Here is a 16,110-nt window from a genome sequence, read left to right as displayed (position 1 = left end):
CGAATCGCGGCGTGCACGCCGATGCCGAAGAAACGCGCCCCGCATCCGAAAGCGGTATGAGGTCGAAAAATCGGCCGTAGCCGAATCACTGCGCCGTATCGTCGGTTTCCGGCAACGAGGAGTCAACGACGGCTCGGCCGCCGCGACTTGCCCGAACAGGCTTCGGCAGTCCCGGCTCGGGACCCCGCTCGACCAAGCGGGACACGGGCCGAGCGCCCCGCCGGACCGACCCGGACGCGCGGTCTCCGCACAGTCGATCCTTGCCCGCTCGGCATACACCGATGCCCTGGAGATTCACCCGACCCACCCACACCACCGTTCCACGAAAGGGAATTGGCCGGTTTCGCACCCTGCCGGTATGGGTGGTGTGACCGTTATGGTGCGGCGCGTGACCCTCCAGCAGCTCCGCTACCTCGTCGCCGTCGCGAACTTCGGCACCATGACCGCCGCCGCCGAAGCCCTCTACGTCGCCCAGTCCGCGCTGTCGCGGGCGCTCAAGGCACTCGAACACGAGTTGGGCGCCGAACTGTTCGTGCGCGAAGGCCGGACGGTGGGACTGACCGCCGAGGGCTCCCGGGTGGTCCGGCTCGCCCGGACCGTGCTCGACACCGTCACCGCGATCGAGGACATCGGCCGGGTGGCCGGTCCGGTCTCCGAGCCGACGCTGACCGTCGCCACCACATCCACGCTCGCGATCGGCCGCGTGGCCCGACTGGTCGCGGCGTTCGCGGGAGAGCACCCCGAGGCGCCGATCGAGGTGACCCGGCACGACGCGCGTGGAGCGGTGCTGGCCGCGGTACGGTCGGGCACCGCCGAGATCGGGGTGGCGGACGCGCCCGGGCCCGGCGACCTGCGCACCTACCGGCTGGCCGACGCCGAGGTGGTGCTCGTCTCGCCGCCGGACACGCGGCTGCCGGACCCGGTGCCCTGGAACGCGCTGGACGGCCTCCCGATGGTGCTCCCGGAGCGCGGCAGCGAGCGGCGCTCGCAATTCGAGGCGATGTTCGCCGAGATGGGCGTGCGGCCGATCGGCGCCTGCGAGCACAACGACCGGGTCAACTGGGTCGCCGGCGTCCTCAACGGCGAGGGTTCGCTGATCTGGTACCGGGACGTGGCCGAGGACGTGTTCGGCGACTCGGCCGTGATCCGCTCGCTCGACCCGCCGCTGCGCCGCGGCATCATGCTGGTCTGCAAGGAGAACGCCCGCACCCGCTCGGCGCGACTGTTCGTCGACCTGGCCCGCCGAGCCGGCCATAGCGAACCGGACGCGGACTGAGGCCCGCCGCGCGATCGGCGGCTCCGCGCCCGCGCGAGCTGCCCGTCGGCCCACCCGGCGGGCGACCGCGCCCGCCTACTCGATCGGCGCCGCCGCGGGTTCGCCGAGGTCGGGCGTGTCCGTGAAGGTGACGTGCGCTCCGCCGGGGCCGTGCAGTTCCAGCACGGTCACCGCGTTCGCCCCCGCGCGCAGCACCGGCGCCGGAACGTACAGCGTGCGCTGCGGACCGGTGCTCCAGTAGCGGCCGAGCAGAAAGCCGTTGATCCAGACCAGCCCCTTGGTCCACCCGTCCAGCCGGACGAAGGTGTCCCCGACCGCCTCCACCTCGAAGGTGCCCGAGCGCAGCACCGGTACGCCCGCCGGGATCGGCCCGGCGGCGTCCGGCAACACCGGCCCGCCCGGCGCGTCCAACGGCAGCGGGTACATCTGCCAGCCGAACAGGTTCTGCCGCTCCAACCGCACACCCCGGGTGATGCCCTTGCGGTCGTGCAGGCCGGGCCCGTAGTTGATCCGCCCGCAGTTCTCCACCAGCAGGTCCAAGCGCGCGCCGCCGGCGGGAATGGCAAGCTCGCACGAGGCCGAACCGCCCTCGCCGCGGTCGAGCACCGCGATCGGCACCCCGTCCAGGAACACCTGCGCCCGGTCGGCCAGCCCGTCCACGTGCAGCGGCGCCGCCTCGCGCGGGCCGCTGACCCACGTGCGGTACAGGACGAAGCCGTACGCCTGATCGAGCTCCTCCATGGTCAGCGTGCCGGGCGAGTACACGGGCGCGGACAGGTCCTCGACGTGCGCGAGCAGCGCCGCCGCCGAGGGCAGCGCGACCTCGCCGAGCTTGATCCGGGGCGGTAGGGCCGGCGGCGGTTCGGCCGGCAGCGGCGCGTAGCGCCCGATCACCTCGCGGAGGGCCCAGTACTTCTCGGTGAGCTCGCCGGCCTCGCCGATCGGCGCGTCGTAGTCGTAGCTGGTCACCGTCGGTTGGTAGACGCCCTCGTGCTCGTTGGCGCCGTTCATCAGCCCGAAGTTGGAGCCGCCGTGCGCCATGTACAGGTTCACCGACCCGCCGGCCGCGAGCATGTCGTCGAGCACGCCCGCCGCGTCCGCCGCGTCCCGCACGTGGTGCGGGTCGCGCCAGTGGTCGAACCAGCCGTTCCAGAACTCCATGCACACCGGCGGCCCGTCCGGCGACCAGCGGCGCAGCGTCGCGAACGCCTCGTCCGCGCGCGAGCCGAAGTTCACCGTGGGCAACACGCCGGCCACGGTCCCGCCCTGGAGCATCGGTTCGGTGGGCCCGTCGGAGGTGAACAGCAGTCCGTTCGCGCCGCGCCGGCGCAGCCCCTCGACCAGGTGCCGCAGGTACGCGACGTCGTTGCCGTAGCTGCCGTACTCGTTCTCCACCTGGAGCGCGATCACCGGCCCGCCGTGCTCGGCGAGCAGCGGCTCCAGCAGCGGCATGACCGCGTCGAGGTAGCGGTCCACGGCGGCCAGGTACGGCGGGTGGGCGCACCGCAGCCGCATCCCCGGATCCTTGAGCAGCCACGCGGGCAGGCCGCCGAACTCCCACTCCGCACAGATGTAGGGGCCGGGCCGGACGATCGCCTTGAGCCCGTGCCGCTCGGCCGCGCGCAGGAACGCGACCAGGTCCTTGCCGCCGGTGAAGTCGAAGCGTCCCGGGGTGGGTTCGTGCACGTTCCAGGCGACGTAGGTCTCGACCGTGTTCAGACCCAGGCCGCGCAGCCGGGCGAGCCGGTCGTCCCACTGCCCGGGGTGGACGCGGAAGTAGTGCAGGGCACCGGAGAGCATGCGAAACGGCCTGCCGTCGAGGGCGAAGCCGTCTCGACTCGGGACGAGGCTGGGGGTGGTCAAGACACTCCTCGGGCAGATCCGTGCGGTGGGACCGGATCATCGTGCACGAGGCGCGCGGCCCGGATGTGCACTCTTCTTCACGGTGTCGTGGACTTTTTTGCATACCGCTACCCGTCCTGTCGAGGCTCTCACCAGGGTGGATACTCTCTGGTTCACCTTCCTTGCCATTCGGTGACCACGCACTTGGACTTTTCTTGAGGATCACTGCGACTAAGGCACGAGGGCGGCGGCAACCCGTTGACGCCTTGTCGGGCAGGGCACATGATCGGCGGCCAAGACAGCCTCCACTGCCTCCGACCACGCGCCGGGCTCCGTCGAGCCCTGCCCATTTCCCGAAGGGACGGCCACCTCATGTGGGGTAGCACCCGCGTTCCGCGCTCGTCGTCACCCGCCGCTTCGCGCTCCTCGCGCCGAGCCGGCGGGACGGCCCGGCGCGCCGCCGTCGCGGCCACGATCGCGGCCCTGACCGTGCTCACCGCCTGCGGCTCCGACTCGGACTCCGGCGACCGGACCGACAAGGCGGCACAGGGCGACAAGGCCGGGGGCCAGGGCACCGCCCAGCTCGACTTCTGGGGCTGGAACCCGGCCTACGACAAGGCCGTGACCGCGTTCAACGCCGCGCACCCCGACATCCACGTCAACTACAACAAGGTCGAGCCGGGCTCCAAGGGCGGCTACGCCAAGATGCTCGCCGCGGTGAAGGCGAACAACGCGCCGTGCCTGGCGCAGATGGGCTACGAGACGCTGCCCAGCTTCCTGGTCGAGGGCGCGCTCCAGGACGTGGACAAGGAAGCGGCGGCGGTCAAGTCGAAGTACTCGGCCGGCGCCTGGTCGCAGATGAGCGTCGCGGGCAAGACCTACGGGATCCCGGTGGACACCGGCCCGGTGGCGATGTTCTACCGCACCGACGTGTTCGCCAGGAACGGCCTGACCCCTCCCAAGACCTGGGACGAGTTCGCCCAGCAGGCGGACAAGGTGCACACGGCCGACCCGGCGGTGGCCTACTCGGCCTTCGGTGGCAACGACCCGTGGTGGTACGCGGGCATGGCCTGGCAGAACGGCGGCAGCTGGTTCAAGCCCGAGGGCGAGACCTGGAAGGTCTCGCTCACCGAGCCCGGCACGCAGAAGGTCGCCCAGTACTGGCAGCAGTTGCTGGACAGGAAGGTCGTCTCGTCCGACCCGACCTTCACCCCCGACTGGTACAAGCGGTTCGGCGACGGCAGCGTGGCCAGCTATGTCGGCCCGGTGTGGTTCACCGCGCTGCTGGAGGAGAACGCCAAGGACGCGGCGGGCAAGTGGGCGGTCGCGCCGATGCCGCAGTGGGACGCGAACGGCAAGGCCACCGGCAACATCGGCGGTTCCGGCACGGCCGTGCTCAAGGGTTGCAAGAACACCAAGGCCGCGGTCGCCTTCGCGGACTGGATGAGCAGTGACAGCGCGAGCCTGACCACGCTGGTCAAGGACGCGGGCATCTACCCGGCGGCCACCGCCGGGGCGGACCTGGAGGCGATGCGGCAGCCGTCCGCGTACTTCGGCAACGCGAAGATCTACGACATCTTCAGGGAGTCCGCCGCGCAGGTCCCGGCCGGCTGGCAGTGGGGTCCCACGATGACCCAGGTCTCCGCCGACCTGACCGACCGGCTCGGCAAGGCCGGCGCCGGCAACGGCAAGCTCGCCGACGCGCTGACCGGCGTCCAGGGCACCACGATCAAGGCCGTCCAGGACAAGGGACTGAAGGCCGCCTCGGGCTGACCCGCCGTCACCACCCCGACGTAGCGGGCGGTTCGCACCGTGCCCCGTCGTCCCGCGTCACCTCGCGCGGACGGCGGGCACGCCGCCGTCGGCCCCACCCACCGGTTCCAATCAACCGCACCATCCACCGGGAGCCCGCCCTTGAGCGCACCGATCCCGCGGCGCAAGCGCCGGCGGTCCGCACCCCTGATGTTCCTTACGCCCTTCGGCGTGCTGTTCGCCGCGATGTACGCGGTCCCCGTCGGCTACGCGATCGTCGAGAGCCTGCACAAGATGCAGCGCTCCGGCCTGGGCCTGACCCCGCCGAAGCGGGTGTACGCGGGCTTCGAGAACTACACCAAGGCGCTGCACGACGACGCGCTGTGGCACGGCGTGGGCCGGGTGCTGCTGTTCGGCGTGGTCCAGGTGCCGGTGATGCTCGGCCTCGCGCTGGTGCTCGCGCTGCTCCTGGACGCGAAGTCGGCCCGGCTCAAGGGCTTCTTCCGCACCGCCTACTTCCTGCCCTACGCGATCCCCGGCGTGGTCGCCACCATCTTGTGGGCCTTCCTCTACATGCCGCGATCCAGCCCGGTGGTGAGCGTGCTCGACGCGGTCGGCCTGCCCTCCGACTTCCTCGGCGAGGACGCCGTGTTGTGGTCGATCGCGAACGTGGTCACCTGGACCTGGACCGGCTACAACATGCTGGTCATCTACTCCGCGCTCCAGGCCATCCCGCAAGAGCTGTACGAGGCGGCCGAGTTGGACGGTTGCGGGCCATGGCGCACGGCGTGGCGGATCAAGGTTCCGCTGGTGGCCCCGGCGATCGCGCTCACCACCGTGTTCTCGGTGATCGGCACGCTCCAGCTCTACACCGAACCGCGCGTGTTGCGACCGCTGACCTCGTCCGTGGACGCGGACTACACGCCGATCATGTCCGCCTACCACAAGGCCGTCGAGAACAACGACTACGGCCAGGGCGCCGCCGTCTCGGTGCTGCTCGCCCTGGGCACGTGCGTGTTGTCCTTCGTGGTCCTCAAGCTCTCCGCCCGGCTCACGAACGGCAGGTCCTCGCTGTGACGACGCTGACCACACCGCCCGCGAGCCCGGTCCGCGAACGTACGCCGCGACCCGCGACCCGGGTGGGCAAGGGTCGTACCACGCCCATGCGTTCGCAGGTATTGACCACCTCGTTCCTGTTCCTGGTGGCGACCTACTTCCTGATGCCGGTGTGGTGGCTGCTGGTCTCCTCGACCAAGTCCTCCAGTGACCTGTTCGGCAGCAACGGCTTCTGGTTCGCCGACTGGAACCTGGGTGCCAACCTGCGCCAACTCTTCTCCGAGGACGGCGGCATCTTCCTGCGCTGGGTGTTCAACTCGGTGCTGTACGCGGTCGGCGGCGGCGTGGTGGCCACCCTGCTGGCCGCGATGGCCGGCTACGCGCTGGCCAAGTACCGGTTCCGCGGGCGGGGCGCGATCTTCTCGGTGATCCTGGGCGCGGTGCTGATCCCCACCCCGATGCTCGCGCTGCCGATCTACCTGATGCTCTCCAAGGTGCACCTGGTCGACACCGTCTGGGCGGTGTTGCTGCCCGCCGCGGTGAGCCCGTTCGGCGTGTTCCTGGCCAAGACCTACGCCGAGGCCTCGGTGCCGGACGAACTGATCGAGGCGGCCCGCCTGGACGGTGCGAGCGAGTTCCGGATCTTTCGCACCATCGGCCTGCGGATCATGTCGCCCGCGCTGGTGACCATCTTCCTGTTCCAACTGGTCGCCGTGTGGAACAACTTCTTCCTGCCCCTGATCACCCTCAACGACCAGCACCTGTGGCCGGTCACGCTGGGCCTGAACGCGTGGAACAGCGACCCCAACCAGCCGCACGCCAACCTGGTCGTGGTCGGCGCGCTGGTGTCGGTGATCCCGTTGGTCGCCGCCTTCTGGTCGCTCCAGCGGTTCTGGCGCACCGACCTGGTCGCGGGCGGGGTGAAGGCGTGAACAACCGCCACACGCCCGCCGCCCGCCGCCGTACGATCGGCGCACCATGATCTTCGCGCGCTACCTCACGCCCGCCCGGGAACACCAGCGGCTCGGCCTGGTGTGCCTGGGCGTGGGGTGGCAGCAGGTCACCGCCATGCAGTTCGAGGGCCGGGTGCTGGGCTGCTACCAACTCACCCTGATCACCGGTGGATCGGGCTGGTTCCGCTCGGGCAACCGACACGCGCCGCGGATCCCGGTCCAGGCGCCCGCGGCCTTCCTGCTCTTCCCCGGCGAGTACCACGCGTACAGCCCCGACCCCACCGGCTGGCGCGAGCACTGGGTGCTGTTCGAGGGACCGACCGCCGCGGCGTACGAGGACCTGGGCTTCCTGGACCGGACCGAGCCGGTGATGTCGCTGGGCGGGGTGCGGCCGCTGCGCCAGGGCTTCGACCGCCTGCTGACCGCGGTGGAGCCGGGCGCGCCCAACCGCGAGGTGGTCACCTCGGCGATCGTGCACCAGTTGATCATCGACCTGAAGACGATCCGGGTCGACGAGGACGGCTCGCGGGTGGTCCGCTACTTCGACGAGCACGCCACCGAGCCGCTCACCGTCGGCGAGCACGCCCGCCGACTGGGCCTGGACGAGGCGGGGTTGCGCAGCGAGATGCAGCGCGCGACCGGCACCACCCCCAAGGAGTACATCGTGCGCACCCGGTTGTCCCGGGCCAAACGCCTGCTCCTGGCCACCGACCAGTCCATCCACGAGGTGGCCCGCAACGTCGGCTACGACGATCCGGCCTATTTCGCGCGGCTGTTCTCCCGCCGCGTGCAACAGTCGCCGTCCGAGTTCCGGCGCACCGGACAGACCTCCGGTCAGAATTGACGGGGGTCGATGGTCGACGGCGGCGCGGGTGCCCCGAGCAGGCCGCGCAGCGGCTCCTCCTCGGCCAGGAACGCACCGATGGTGATCGCGAAGACCACCACCGCGCAGGCCACGACCAGCCATGACATCAGGGTCAGCATCAGTCCGAACGGACCGAACTCGGCCACGCTGCGGGCCACCGCCCTGGGCATCACCAGATGTGAGCCGTACTGCACGCCGACCGTGCCCAGCGAGGCCAACAGCGAGCTGGGCAACAGCGGCAACCAGCCGATCCGGCCCTCCAGGAACAGGTACTGGGTCCACCACCAGACCAGCATCGAGGCCACGAACAGCATCGCCACGCCGAGCCAGGGCCCGACGCCGAACCCCTCGTGAAACTGCGACTGGAGCAGCAGCGCGACCAGCCGCACCGACATACACAGCAGCCAGCGCAGGATCAGCCGCAGACTGAAGCCGGTCGCGCGCACGAACCACGCCCGTCGGCACAACCGTTGCAAGGACCGGGCCACCTGGACCGCCATCAGGAGGGTGAACACCGCACTGGCCGCACCGGTCTGTTGGCGCAGGTGCGCACCCGCGTCGTGGACCCGGGCGACCTCGTCCAGCGAGCCGGCCGGCAGGCCGAGCACGGCACGCAGCGAGTCGCGCAACTCCTCGCGCAAGGCTTCCGGTGCGAACGCGGCGAACACGAACAGCGCCGGGACGCCGGCCAGGAACATCTTCGCGGCCAGGGTGGTGGCCGCCTCGATGCTGTTGACGACCAGGAACCTGGTGGTCAGCCGACCCACGAAGGCCATCACCGGCAGGTCCTTCAGCCGGCCCCGCAGTCGCGGCACGAATCCCCGGGCCGGCGCCCGCACACTCACCGGTCGAGCGCGACCGGCTCCCGCGCCCCGGCCGCCGCGATCACCTCCAGTACGGCCACGACAGCCACGACCACCCCCAGGACCAGCAGGACCGAGCCCACCGTCGGGTGGTCCCACAACACCAGCCAGATCCCGCCGAGCACGCCCACCAGGGCGTACAGCGGGCCTCGTCGCGCGGCCACGAACCGGCCCACCGACCCGGTGCCCGCACCGGTCCGAGCCAGCGCGCCGCCCGCCGCGTCGGGGCCGGCGGCCAGCCCGCGCCGGAGTTTCCCGGCCGACCGCGCCGGGCCGACCAGGAACGCCGCGATCACGACCGCGGCCGCGGTGATCGTCAGCGTGAGGGTGGTGTCGCGGAGGAATCGGATCAGCGCGTCGAAGATCGCCGCCCCGGCGTCCCGGGAGATGTCCCGAGGCAAATCGTCCAGGTAGATCCGGCGGGAGACGACGAGCGCGATGGCGAGCACGATCATCGCGAGCACGGTGCCCACACCCGCCCACATGATCACCCGGCGACGCCGTGGCGCGACGCACACGCCCGCGAGGAAGAGCAGCACCACGGCGATCGGCAGCCAGGTCCCGGCCTCGTCGACGACGCGGAACACGTCCTGGCCCTTGCGCAGGCCCTCACGGTGCAACAGCACGAACCGGCGATCGGTGTCCGGGATGCCGGTCGCCAACGGGATGCCCCCGGCCGCCAGATTTTTGCGGACCCCGTCGACCACCGGCCCCAGATCCAGCACCACCTCTCCGCCGGTCGAGGTCACCGCGCCCTCGTCCTCGCCCTTGAGCGCGGCCAGCGCGGACGCGTGGGCGGCGCGGAGCGCCTCGCGCCACACGACGGCGAACGCGTCGCTGGTGACGAAGGCCTGCGCGGCCTGACCGACCGACTCGTTCAACAGGCCCCGGATCGATCCGGACACCGGTCCCGATCCGTTGTTCAGGTCCAGCCCGAGCGCCTCGCGCAGCGCGTTGCTCAGGCCGGACACGTCCACCGCCTGCACGGCGGCGGCGGTGCCCCGGGCGGCGACGGCGTCCTGCACGGCCTCGTTCGAGGACAGCGGCGCCATCGTGGCGACGAAACGATCGGTGTTGCCGATCTCGTCGTCGGCCCACACGGCGACCACCGCGACCGGGGTGAGGACGCACGCGAGGACCAGCAGCAGACACGCCACCGCGAGCCGCAACCGATGCCGGCTCCGGCCCTGCTCGGCTGACTGGGACATCGGAGGCGCCCTCCCGCTCGTGACCGTTCATGACCATTCGTGACGCTGTGTCCCGAGCCGGTTCCATGAAAAACGGACGTCTACTCACAGCGGACGAATGGTGTACGGAGGGGAGGGGGATCATAAAGGTGCAAATCGCCCAATTACGTGTCAAAGTGCGAGAAGCCGTGTTGCAAGGTCGTGGACCCCCACGACGGCAGGCAAGCGGTACGAGGCAACACCGCCCGGCTGCCCGGCCGGGGTTGGGAGTAGGCCATGAACAGCAAAATGGGCAGGTCGAGCGCTTGGTCCGGATGGGTGGCATTCGCCGCCTGCACTCTGCTCGTCCTGGGTGTGCTCAACCTCTTCCAAGGGTTCGCGGCACTGTTCGAGGACGATTACTTCGTCACCGCGTCCGGTCAGCTCCTGGTGTGGAGCTACGACACGTGGGGCGTGATCCTGCTGATCTTCGGCGGGCTGCAACTGCTCGTCGGTATGGGACTGCTCACCGGCGCGACCTGGGCCCGCGTGGTCGGCTCGGTGCTGGTGATGCTGAACATCGTCGGACAGATCGGCTTCCTGGCCGCGCACCCGGCCTGGTCCACCATCGTGATCGCGCTCGACCTGGTGGTCCTGTTCGCGCTGACCGTCCGTTGGGGCGCCGCGCAGGGCTACTCGGAGGACAGCGTTTCCGAATGGCGCGCCCGGGACGAGGCCCAGCGGACCGGGACCGGCGCGCACCGCAGGGACATCGATCGCGACGAACCGATGGCCTGACCCCGCACCGTCCGCACCATCCGCCACGCACGGACCCGCCAGGGCTTTCCGTGCGTGGCGGTTTCCTGTCGATACCGGAGGTTGTCCCGTGTCCACGCTCACCGTCTGGAAGTTCCCCACCGCGCACGGCGCCGCCGACGCCGAACAGACCCTGCTCGCGCTCCAGAAGCAGGAACTCGTGCAGGTACACGACGCGGCCGTGGTGTGGTGGCCCGAGGACGCGAAGAAGCCCAAGACGAAGCAGCTCAACAGCCTCACCGGGATCGGCGCGCTGTCCGGCACCTTCTGGGGGATGCTCTTCGGTCTGATCTTCTTCGTGCCGCTGCTCGGCGCGGCGATCGGCGCGGCGGCGGGCGCGCTCGGCGGCAGCATGAGCGACGTCGGCATCGACGACGACTTCGTCGCCGAGGTGCGCCGGCAGATCACCCCCGGCACCTCCGCGCTGTTCGTGATGACCTCGAACGCCGTGGTGGACCGGGTGCACGAGGCGTTCGGCGGGTCCCAGGCCGAACTGGTGCGCAGCAACCTGTCCGGCGACCAGGAGGCCAAGCTCCGTGAGGTCTTCGCGGACTGACGCCGAGGATCCGACGGCGGGCGGGGCCCGCCGCCGGACGCGGGTGCTACGAGCGCAGCCACATCGCTTCCTGGCCGCGGCCGAGGAGGTCGAGGAAGCGGGCGAGTTGCCCGGCCGCCGCCGGATGCCCCTCGGCCAGGGCACGGCGGTACATCTCCTCCGCCTCGCGGGTGCGGCCCCGGCGCTCCAGGAGCCCGGCGAAGCCGAGCGCGGCGTCCGGGTGGCCCTCGGCGAACGCGCGGCGGTAGAGCTTCTCGGCCTCCTTGAATCGGCCGCGCGCGCCCAGCAGCCCGGCCAGGTTGATCGCCGCGTCCGGGTGGCCCTGCGCGTACACATGCCGGAACAACTGCTCGGCCTCGTCGAGGCGGCCGGAGCCGGCGAGCAGCAGGCCCAGGTTGTTCGCCGCGTCGTCGTGACCGTGCGCCGAGGCGTGCCGGAAGAGCATCTCCGCCTCGGGCGCCCGGCCGAGCCGGACCAGCAGCCGGCCGAGGTTGTTCGCGGCGTCCGGATGCCCCTGGGCGAGCGCGTGGCGGTACAACTCCTCGGCCTCGGCGGCGCGATCGTGCGCGGCGAGCAGGTCGGCGAGATCGTTCGCGGCCTCCGGGTGGTTGCGGGCCAGCGCCTCGCGGTACAGCGCCTCGGCCTCGCTCTCCCGGCCGGTGTCCGCGAGGTGGAAGGCGAGTTGCACGGCGGCGTCCGGATCGCCGGCCGCCGCCGCCCTGCGGAGCTGCGGTTCGTCGTCCTCGGCGGGCGCCTCGACGGCCGCCCGGAGGGGTTTCGCCAAGGAGATGCGGTCGGCGGGGAGCGGCGGGCCGGGCGGAGGCGGGGGCGGCATCATCGGCGGTGCGGCGGGCGGCCGGGGGCGATCGGCGGGGGCGGGCGGCGGCGCCTGGGTCAGCCGCGCGGCGACCGCGGCCGCGCCGGCGGGGCGGTGCGCGGGGTCCTTCGCCAGCAGGTCCAGGACCAGCCGGCTCACGTGCGGCGGCAGCTCGGGGCGGCGCCGCTCCGGCGGCTCGGGGACCCGATCGAGCTGGGCGTACACCGTGGCGGCGACGTCACCGGTGCCGAACGGCGGGGTCCCGGTGAGCAGTTCGTAGAGCACGCAGCCCAGCGCGTACAGATCCGAGCCGGGGGCGGCGGCCTGGCCGCGCAGGCGCTCGGGCGCGGTGTAGGCGAGGGTCCCGAGCAGGTGTGTGCCGGTCGCGGCGACCGGCGCGAGGCGACCGGCCAGGCCGAGGTCGAGCACCCGGACCCGGCCGTCGTCGGACACGAACAGGTCGGCGGGCTTGAGATCGCCGTGCACCAGCCCGGCCCCGTGCGCGTGTTCGAGCGCGGCGCAGATCTGCGTCGCCCACGCCAGCACGCTCGACACCTCGGGCAGCCCCGCGCGCAGCGTCGCCCGCAGGTCGCGACCGGTGAGCAACTCGGTGACCAGGAACGGCGTGCCGTCGGTGTCCTGCCCGACGTCGGACACCGGGACCAGGCCGGGGTGCGTCAGCGCCGCCGCGGCCCGTGCCTCGCGCACGAACACCTCCGCGGCCTCGTCGTCCGGCGGGCCGTGCAGCAGCTTGACCGCGACGTCGCGGGACGCGGTCAGATCCCGCGCGGCCCACACCCGGCCGAGGCCGCCGCGACCGCGCTGCTCGACGAGTTCGTACCGGTCCGTCAGAACCCGACCCACCACTGTCACGACATCTCCCTCGTCCCGTCACCGTCCGGGAAGATCCTGCCCCACCGGCGGGGAATCGGCGGCCTCGCGGTCGGACCCGGCGACCGGCCGCCGGGCACCGCCGCGCGAGACCGCGACGCCGGCCAGGCACAACGCGCCGCCGACGAAGGTCAGCGGGCCGGGCACCTCGCTCAGGAACACCCAGGCCAGCAGGACCACGACGGCCGGCACCGCGTAGGTGGTGCTGCCCATCCGGCCGGCGCTGGTGCGGGCCAGCGCGTACGCCCACGTGGTGAAGCCCAGCGCGGTCGGGAAGATGCCCAGGTAGATCACGTTGAGCGTGGCCGCCGGCGGGGCGTCGGCGGTCTGCGTGACCAGTTGTCCCGCGAACGGCAGGCAGCACGACATGCCGACGAAGCACCCGTACGCGGTGACCTGGAGCGCGGAGGCGTGACGCAGCGCGGGCTTCTGCGCGACCACACCGGCCGCGTAGGACAGCGCGGCCAGCACGCACAGGCCCACCCCCAGCAGCGGCGCCCCGCCGCCGTCGGACATCGAGACGCCGACCACGACCGCGCCCGCGAACGAGACGCCGATGCCCGCCAGCAGTCGCGGCGCGAAGCCCTCCTTGAGCAGCCATCCGCCGAGCAGCGCGATGGCGATCGGGCCGATGTTGACCACCATCGCCGCGGTGCCCGCGTCCACCTCGCGCTCGCCCCAGTTCAGCACCGCCATGTACAGGCCGAACCACAACACGCCGGAGAGCAGGATGCCGGGCCACGCGGCGCGCGGCGGCAGACCCTCGCGGCGCACGAGCAGGATCACCCCGAGCACGAGCGAACCGCAGAGCATGCGCCCCAGGGCCAGCGCCCCGGGCGCGAAGTGCTCGCCCGCGCTGCGGATGGACACGAACGCGGACGCCCAGAACAAGACCGTGACCCCGGCCGCCGCGAGGGCGCGCCGATCGGGACCGGTCGCCGGGCGAAGACGTACATCCGACATCGTGTGGACCCCTCTGCGGTGCCGGTGCGCGGCGTGCGCGCCGGCGGCGGACTCGGTTTCGGGCACGACGGTAGGCGCGGGTCGTTTCGGCGCCCACCGAATCGTCGGCCGCCCGGATCCGGGGGCCGGGCCGCGCCGGCTTGTCCTGGTGATGCAGCATGGTGGTTTCCCGCCGCGTCCCCACGCCGGCACAAGGAGAGTCGCACCGTGAGTCGGAACCCCGCGAGCCCATTGCGCGGACTCGTCGGATACCCGCGCCGCAGCCCGGCGACGTTCGCCGTGCTGATCCTGCTCGCGATCGACGGGATCGTGGTCGGATGGCTCATGTCCGACGCGGCCGCGGATCGCCTCCTGGCGGACATCAGCACCAACCTCGACAACCTCGGCCACCGTCCGCTGCGCGCGATGGCGGGTAGCCTGATGCTGGCCGACGTGCACGGCACGCTGATGGGCAACCTGCTGACCATCGGGTTCGGGATCGGGGTGTGCATGGCGTTCCTGGAGCACCGGATCGGCACGCTGCGTGCGGTGGGGATCACGGTGCTCGGGCACGTGGGTGCGACGCTCGTCACAGCGGTCGTGCTGATCGCGGCGATCCACCACGGGACCTACCCGGAGGACATTCGGTACACGCTCGACTACGGGGTGAGCTACGCCTCGATGGCGGCCATAGCGGCGATCACGCCGCTGCTGCCCGGGCGGCTGCGGCCGTGGTGGGCGCTCGCGTGCCTGCTGTACCCGTTCTCGTCCGCGCAGTGGTACGGCGATCTCCCGGACTTCACCACGATCGGCCACTTCTCGGCGGCGCTGATCGGCCTCGGGTCCGGATTCCTGTTCTCGGGCCGGTTGCGGCCCGCGTCCGAGCGCGCGCCGCGGGCCGGCGAAGCCGTGCTCCCGCCGGCCGCGGAGCCGCTCCCGGAGGCGGCCGGGAACGGCTCCGCGCCGGCCCGCGGGACGCGTTCGGGTCAGGCCTGAATCGGCGGCACCCGCCACTCGATCAGCACCCGGTCCTCCAGCGGCAGTTCCTCCGGGCCGAGTGCGACGTGGTCGATCACGTAGCGGAAGAGCAGCACCACGGCGTCCGACTCCATGTCCGGCAGGGTCTGCCGGGTGGCCCCGAGCACGTCCAGCAGGAGCACCGGGTCGGACTCCAACTCCTCGATCTCCTCAGCCAGTTCGGCATCCAGGTCGTCGGTCGCGGCGAGCGCCGCGATGGACCGGGCGACGAAGGCCGGCTCGGTTTCGAGGCGGACGAGCACCTGCTCGGTGACGAACGCGTCGAGCAGATCGGCGTCGATGTCGACACCACCGCCGGCGCACCCGCACCCGTCGCCGCAGCCGCCGACCGCGCTGACGTCCTCCAGGCTCAGGGGAGTGCCGATGGTGGGCAGGGGGATCGGCTGGGCGGAGGCGTCGGAGGCGGGGAAGTCGGAGGAGGACACGCGAACCCTTCGGGGAAGCTTGCGCCGGGAGGCCGGCGGGGCGGAGGAGCGTCCATGGTCGCACCCGGCGTGCGATCGCGGGATCGGCGCGGCATCGCGCGGGTCGGGGCCGGATTCGCCGGCCGGCACAAGATCGAGATATCCCGCCGGCCCGGTCGCCTGGCGTGCTAACGTTAATTGCTGCTGTGGTTCCCATGGAATTTTCTGTGCGCCTGCTGGTTGTAGCCAACAGGTGCACTTTTGTTTTTCCGGTGTCCAACTCCGGGCGGGGTAATCAGCAACGATTCGGGTTTCGCAGGGTGCGAGATCCCGGTACTGCCCCGAAGGGGAAGATACGTGGCTACTGGCACCGTGAAGTGGTTCAACGGCGAAAAGGGCTTCGGCTTCATCGAGCAGGACGGTGGCGGCCCCGACGTCTTCGCCCACTACTCGAACATCAACGCTCAGGGCTTCCGTGAGCTGCAGGAGGGCCAGAAGGTCTCCTTCGACGTCACGCAGGGCCAGAAGGGCCCGCAGGCGGAGAACATCAACATCGTCTGAACCCGCTCATGGGCGCGGCTTCGGCCGTGCAGCGAGGGCCCGCGCCGCACGGTGCGGGCCCTTCCCGTGGCCCGCGGCCCCATCGGGGTCGACGGTTCTTCGACCGAGAAGGCCACGGTGCAGCACCCCAGGCGGATGCCCGACATCCGCCGATCAGGACCCTGCCCGACGCGACCTCGTCGCCTCGGCCCCGCACGGTCCGGCACATCGGCCGCCGCTCTTCGGCAGGCGCCCGACCGTTGCGCACTATCTCGACGCGAGTGACCCGAGTCACCACGTCGGTTCTTTTTCAGCTAGTTCGGCTCGTTCTTG

At 71.5% G+C, this 16,110-nt stretch carries 15 protein-coding genes; 9 read left to right on the top strand and 6 right to left on the bottom strand.

The features are described 5' to 3' along the window. Nucleotides 1–388: 388 nt before the first annotated feature. Nucleotides 389–1,276 (top strand): LysR substrate-binding domain-containing protein, encoded by an 888-nt coding sequence (locus ACIBSV_RS32975; RefSeq protein WP_395869575.1) that lies wholly within the window; start codon nucleotides 389–391, stop codon nucleotides 1,274–1,276. Nucleotides 1,277–1,351: 75 nt separating this feature from the next. Here the strand turns inward: ACIBSV_RS32975 and ACIBSV_RS32970 are convergent, their stop codons facing one another. Continuing rightward, on the bottom strand, nucleotides 1,352–3,076 hold the full coding sequence (locus ACIBSV_RS32970) for a beta-galactosidase family protein (protein WP_395869614.1): 1,725 nt from the start codon (nucleotides 3,074–3,076) through the stop codon (nucleotides 1,352–1,354). Nucleotides 3,077–3,490: 414 nt separating this feature from the next. Here ACIBSV_RS32970 and ACIBSV_RS32965 point away from each other — a divergent pair, with 414 nt between their 5' ends. From ACIBSV_RS32965 to ACIBSV_RS32950, 4 genes are all read left to right on the top strand, one after another. Next, nucleotides 3,491–4,891: an ABC transporter substrate-binding protein gene (locus tag ACIBSV_RS32965; protein WP_395869573.1), complete on the top strand. Its 1,401-nt coding sequence runs from the start codon at nucleotides 3,491–3,493 to the stop codon at nucleotides 4,889–4,891. A gap of 189 nt (nucleotides 4,892–5,080) precedes the next feature. Then, nucleotides 5,081–5,947: a carbohydrate ABC transporter permease gene (locus ACIBSV_RS32960; RefSeq protein WP_395869612.1), complete on the top strand. Its 867-nt coding sequence runs from the start codon at nucleotides 5,081–5,083 to the stop codon at nucleotides 5,945–5,947. After that, nucleotides 5,944–6,858 carry a carbohydrate ABC transporter permease gene (locus ACIBSV_RS32955; RefSeq protein WP_395869571.1) on the top strand — a complete coding sequence of 305 codons (915 nt, stop codon included), beginning with the start codon at nucleotides 5,944–5,946 and terminating at the stop codon, nucleotides 6,856–6,858. Before ACIBSV_RS32960 ends, ACIBSV_RS32955 begins: the two co-directional genes overlap by 4 nt. A 46-nt stretch (nucleotides 6,859–6,904) precedes the next feature. Beyond that, nucleotides 6,905–7,723 (top strand): AraC family transcriptional regulator, encoded by an 819-nt coding sequence (locus ACIBSV_RS32950; RefSeq protein WP_395869569.1) that lies wholly within the window; start codon nucleotides 6,905–6,907, stop codon nucleotides 7,721–7,723. Here ACIBSV_RS32950 and ACIBSV_RS32945 read toward each other — a convergent pair. Beyond that, nucleotides 7,714–8,589, bottom strand: coding sequence for a ribonuclease BN (locus ACIBSV_RS32945; protein WP_395869567.1), 876 nt, complete (start codon nucleotides 8,587–8,589; stop codon nucleotides 7,714–7,716). The genes ACIBSV_RS32950 and ACIBSV_RS32945 overlap by 10 nt on opposite strands. Continuing rightward, nucleotides 8,586–9,815, bottom strand: coding sequence for a hypothetical protein (locus ACIBSV_RS32940; RefSeq protein WP_395869565.1), 1,230 nt, complete (start codon nucleotides 9,813–9,815; stop codon nucleotides 8,586–8,588). The genes ACIBSV_RS32945 and ACIBSV_RS32940 overlap by 4 nt, the downstream gene beginning before the upstream one ends. A 255-nt stretch (nucleotides 9,816–10,070) precedes the next feature. On the opposite strand from ACIBSV_RS32940, the gene ACIBSV_RS32935 reads away from it, so the two are divergent. Beyond that, entirely contained in the window at nucleotides 10,071–10,571 is a 501-nt protein-coding gene (locus ACIBSV_RS32935) for a hypothetical protein (RefSeq protein ID WP_395869563.1), read from the top strand. A gap of 88 nt (nucleotides 10,572–10,659) precedes the next feature. Beyond that, entirely contained in the window at nucleotides 10,660–11,145 is a 486-nt protein-coding gene (locus ACIBSV_RS32930; protein ID WP_395869561.1) for a DUF1269 domain-containing protein, read from the top strand. A 46-nt stretch (nucleotides 11,146–11,191) separates the two neighbouring features. Here the strand turns inward: ACIBSV_RS32930 and ACIBSV_RS32925 are convergent, their stop codons facing one another. Further along, entirely contained in the window at nucleotides 11,192–12,835 is a 1,644-nt protein-coding gene (locus tag ACIBSV_RS32925) for a tetratricopeptide repeat protein (protein ID WP_395869559.1), read from the bottom strand. Nucleotides 12,836–12,853: 18 nt separating this feature from the next. Further along, nucleotides 12,854–13,816, bottom strand: coding sequence for a DMT family transporter (locus ACIBSV_RS32920; protein ID WP_395869557.1), 963 nt, complete (start codon nucleotides 13,814–13,816; stop codon nucleotides 12,854–12,856). Between the two features lie 207 nt (nucleotides 13,817–14,023). On the opposite strand from ACIBSV_RS32920, the gene ACIBSV_RS32915 reads away from it, so the two are divergent. After that, on the top strand, nucleotides 14,024–14,791 hold the full coding sequence (locus ACIBSV_RS32915; protein WP_395869555.1) for a rhomboid-like protein: 768 nt from the start codon (nucleotides 14,024–14,026) through the stop codon (nucleotides 14,789–14,791). On the opposite strand, the gene ACIBSV_RS32910 is transcribed toward ACIBSV_RS32915, so the two are convergent. Further along, nucleotides 14,782–15,258 carry a hypothetical protein gene (locus ACIBSV_RS32910; protein ID WP_395869553.1) on the bottom strand — a complete coding sequence of 159 codons (477 nt, stop codon included), beginning with the start codon at nucleotides 15,256–15,258 and terminating at the stop codon, nucleotides 14,782–14,784. The two genes, ACIBSV_RS32915 and ACIBSV_RS32910, sit on opposite strands and share 10 nt — an antisense overlap. Nucleotides 15,259–15,594: 336 nt before the next feature. Between ACIBSV_RS32910 and ACIBSV_RS32905 the strand changes: the two genes are divergently transcribed. Next, nucleotides 15,595–15,798, top strand: a complete 204-nt coding sequence (locus ACIBSV_RS32905; RefSeq protein ID WP_020554660.1) for a cold-shock protein — start codon at nucleotides 15,595–15,597, stop codon at nucleotides 15,796–15,798. Nucleotides 15,799–16,110: the final 312 nt, after the last annotated feature.

The organism is Embleya sp. NPDC050154 (genome assembly GCF_044460165.1).
In the GTDB taxonomy this organism is placed as follows: domain Bacteria; phylum Actinomycetota; class Actinomycetes; order Streptomycetales; family Streptomycetaceae; genus Embleya.
This window is presented reverse-complemented; position numbering and strand designations above follow the sequence as displayed.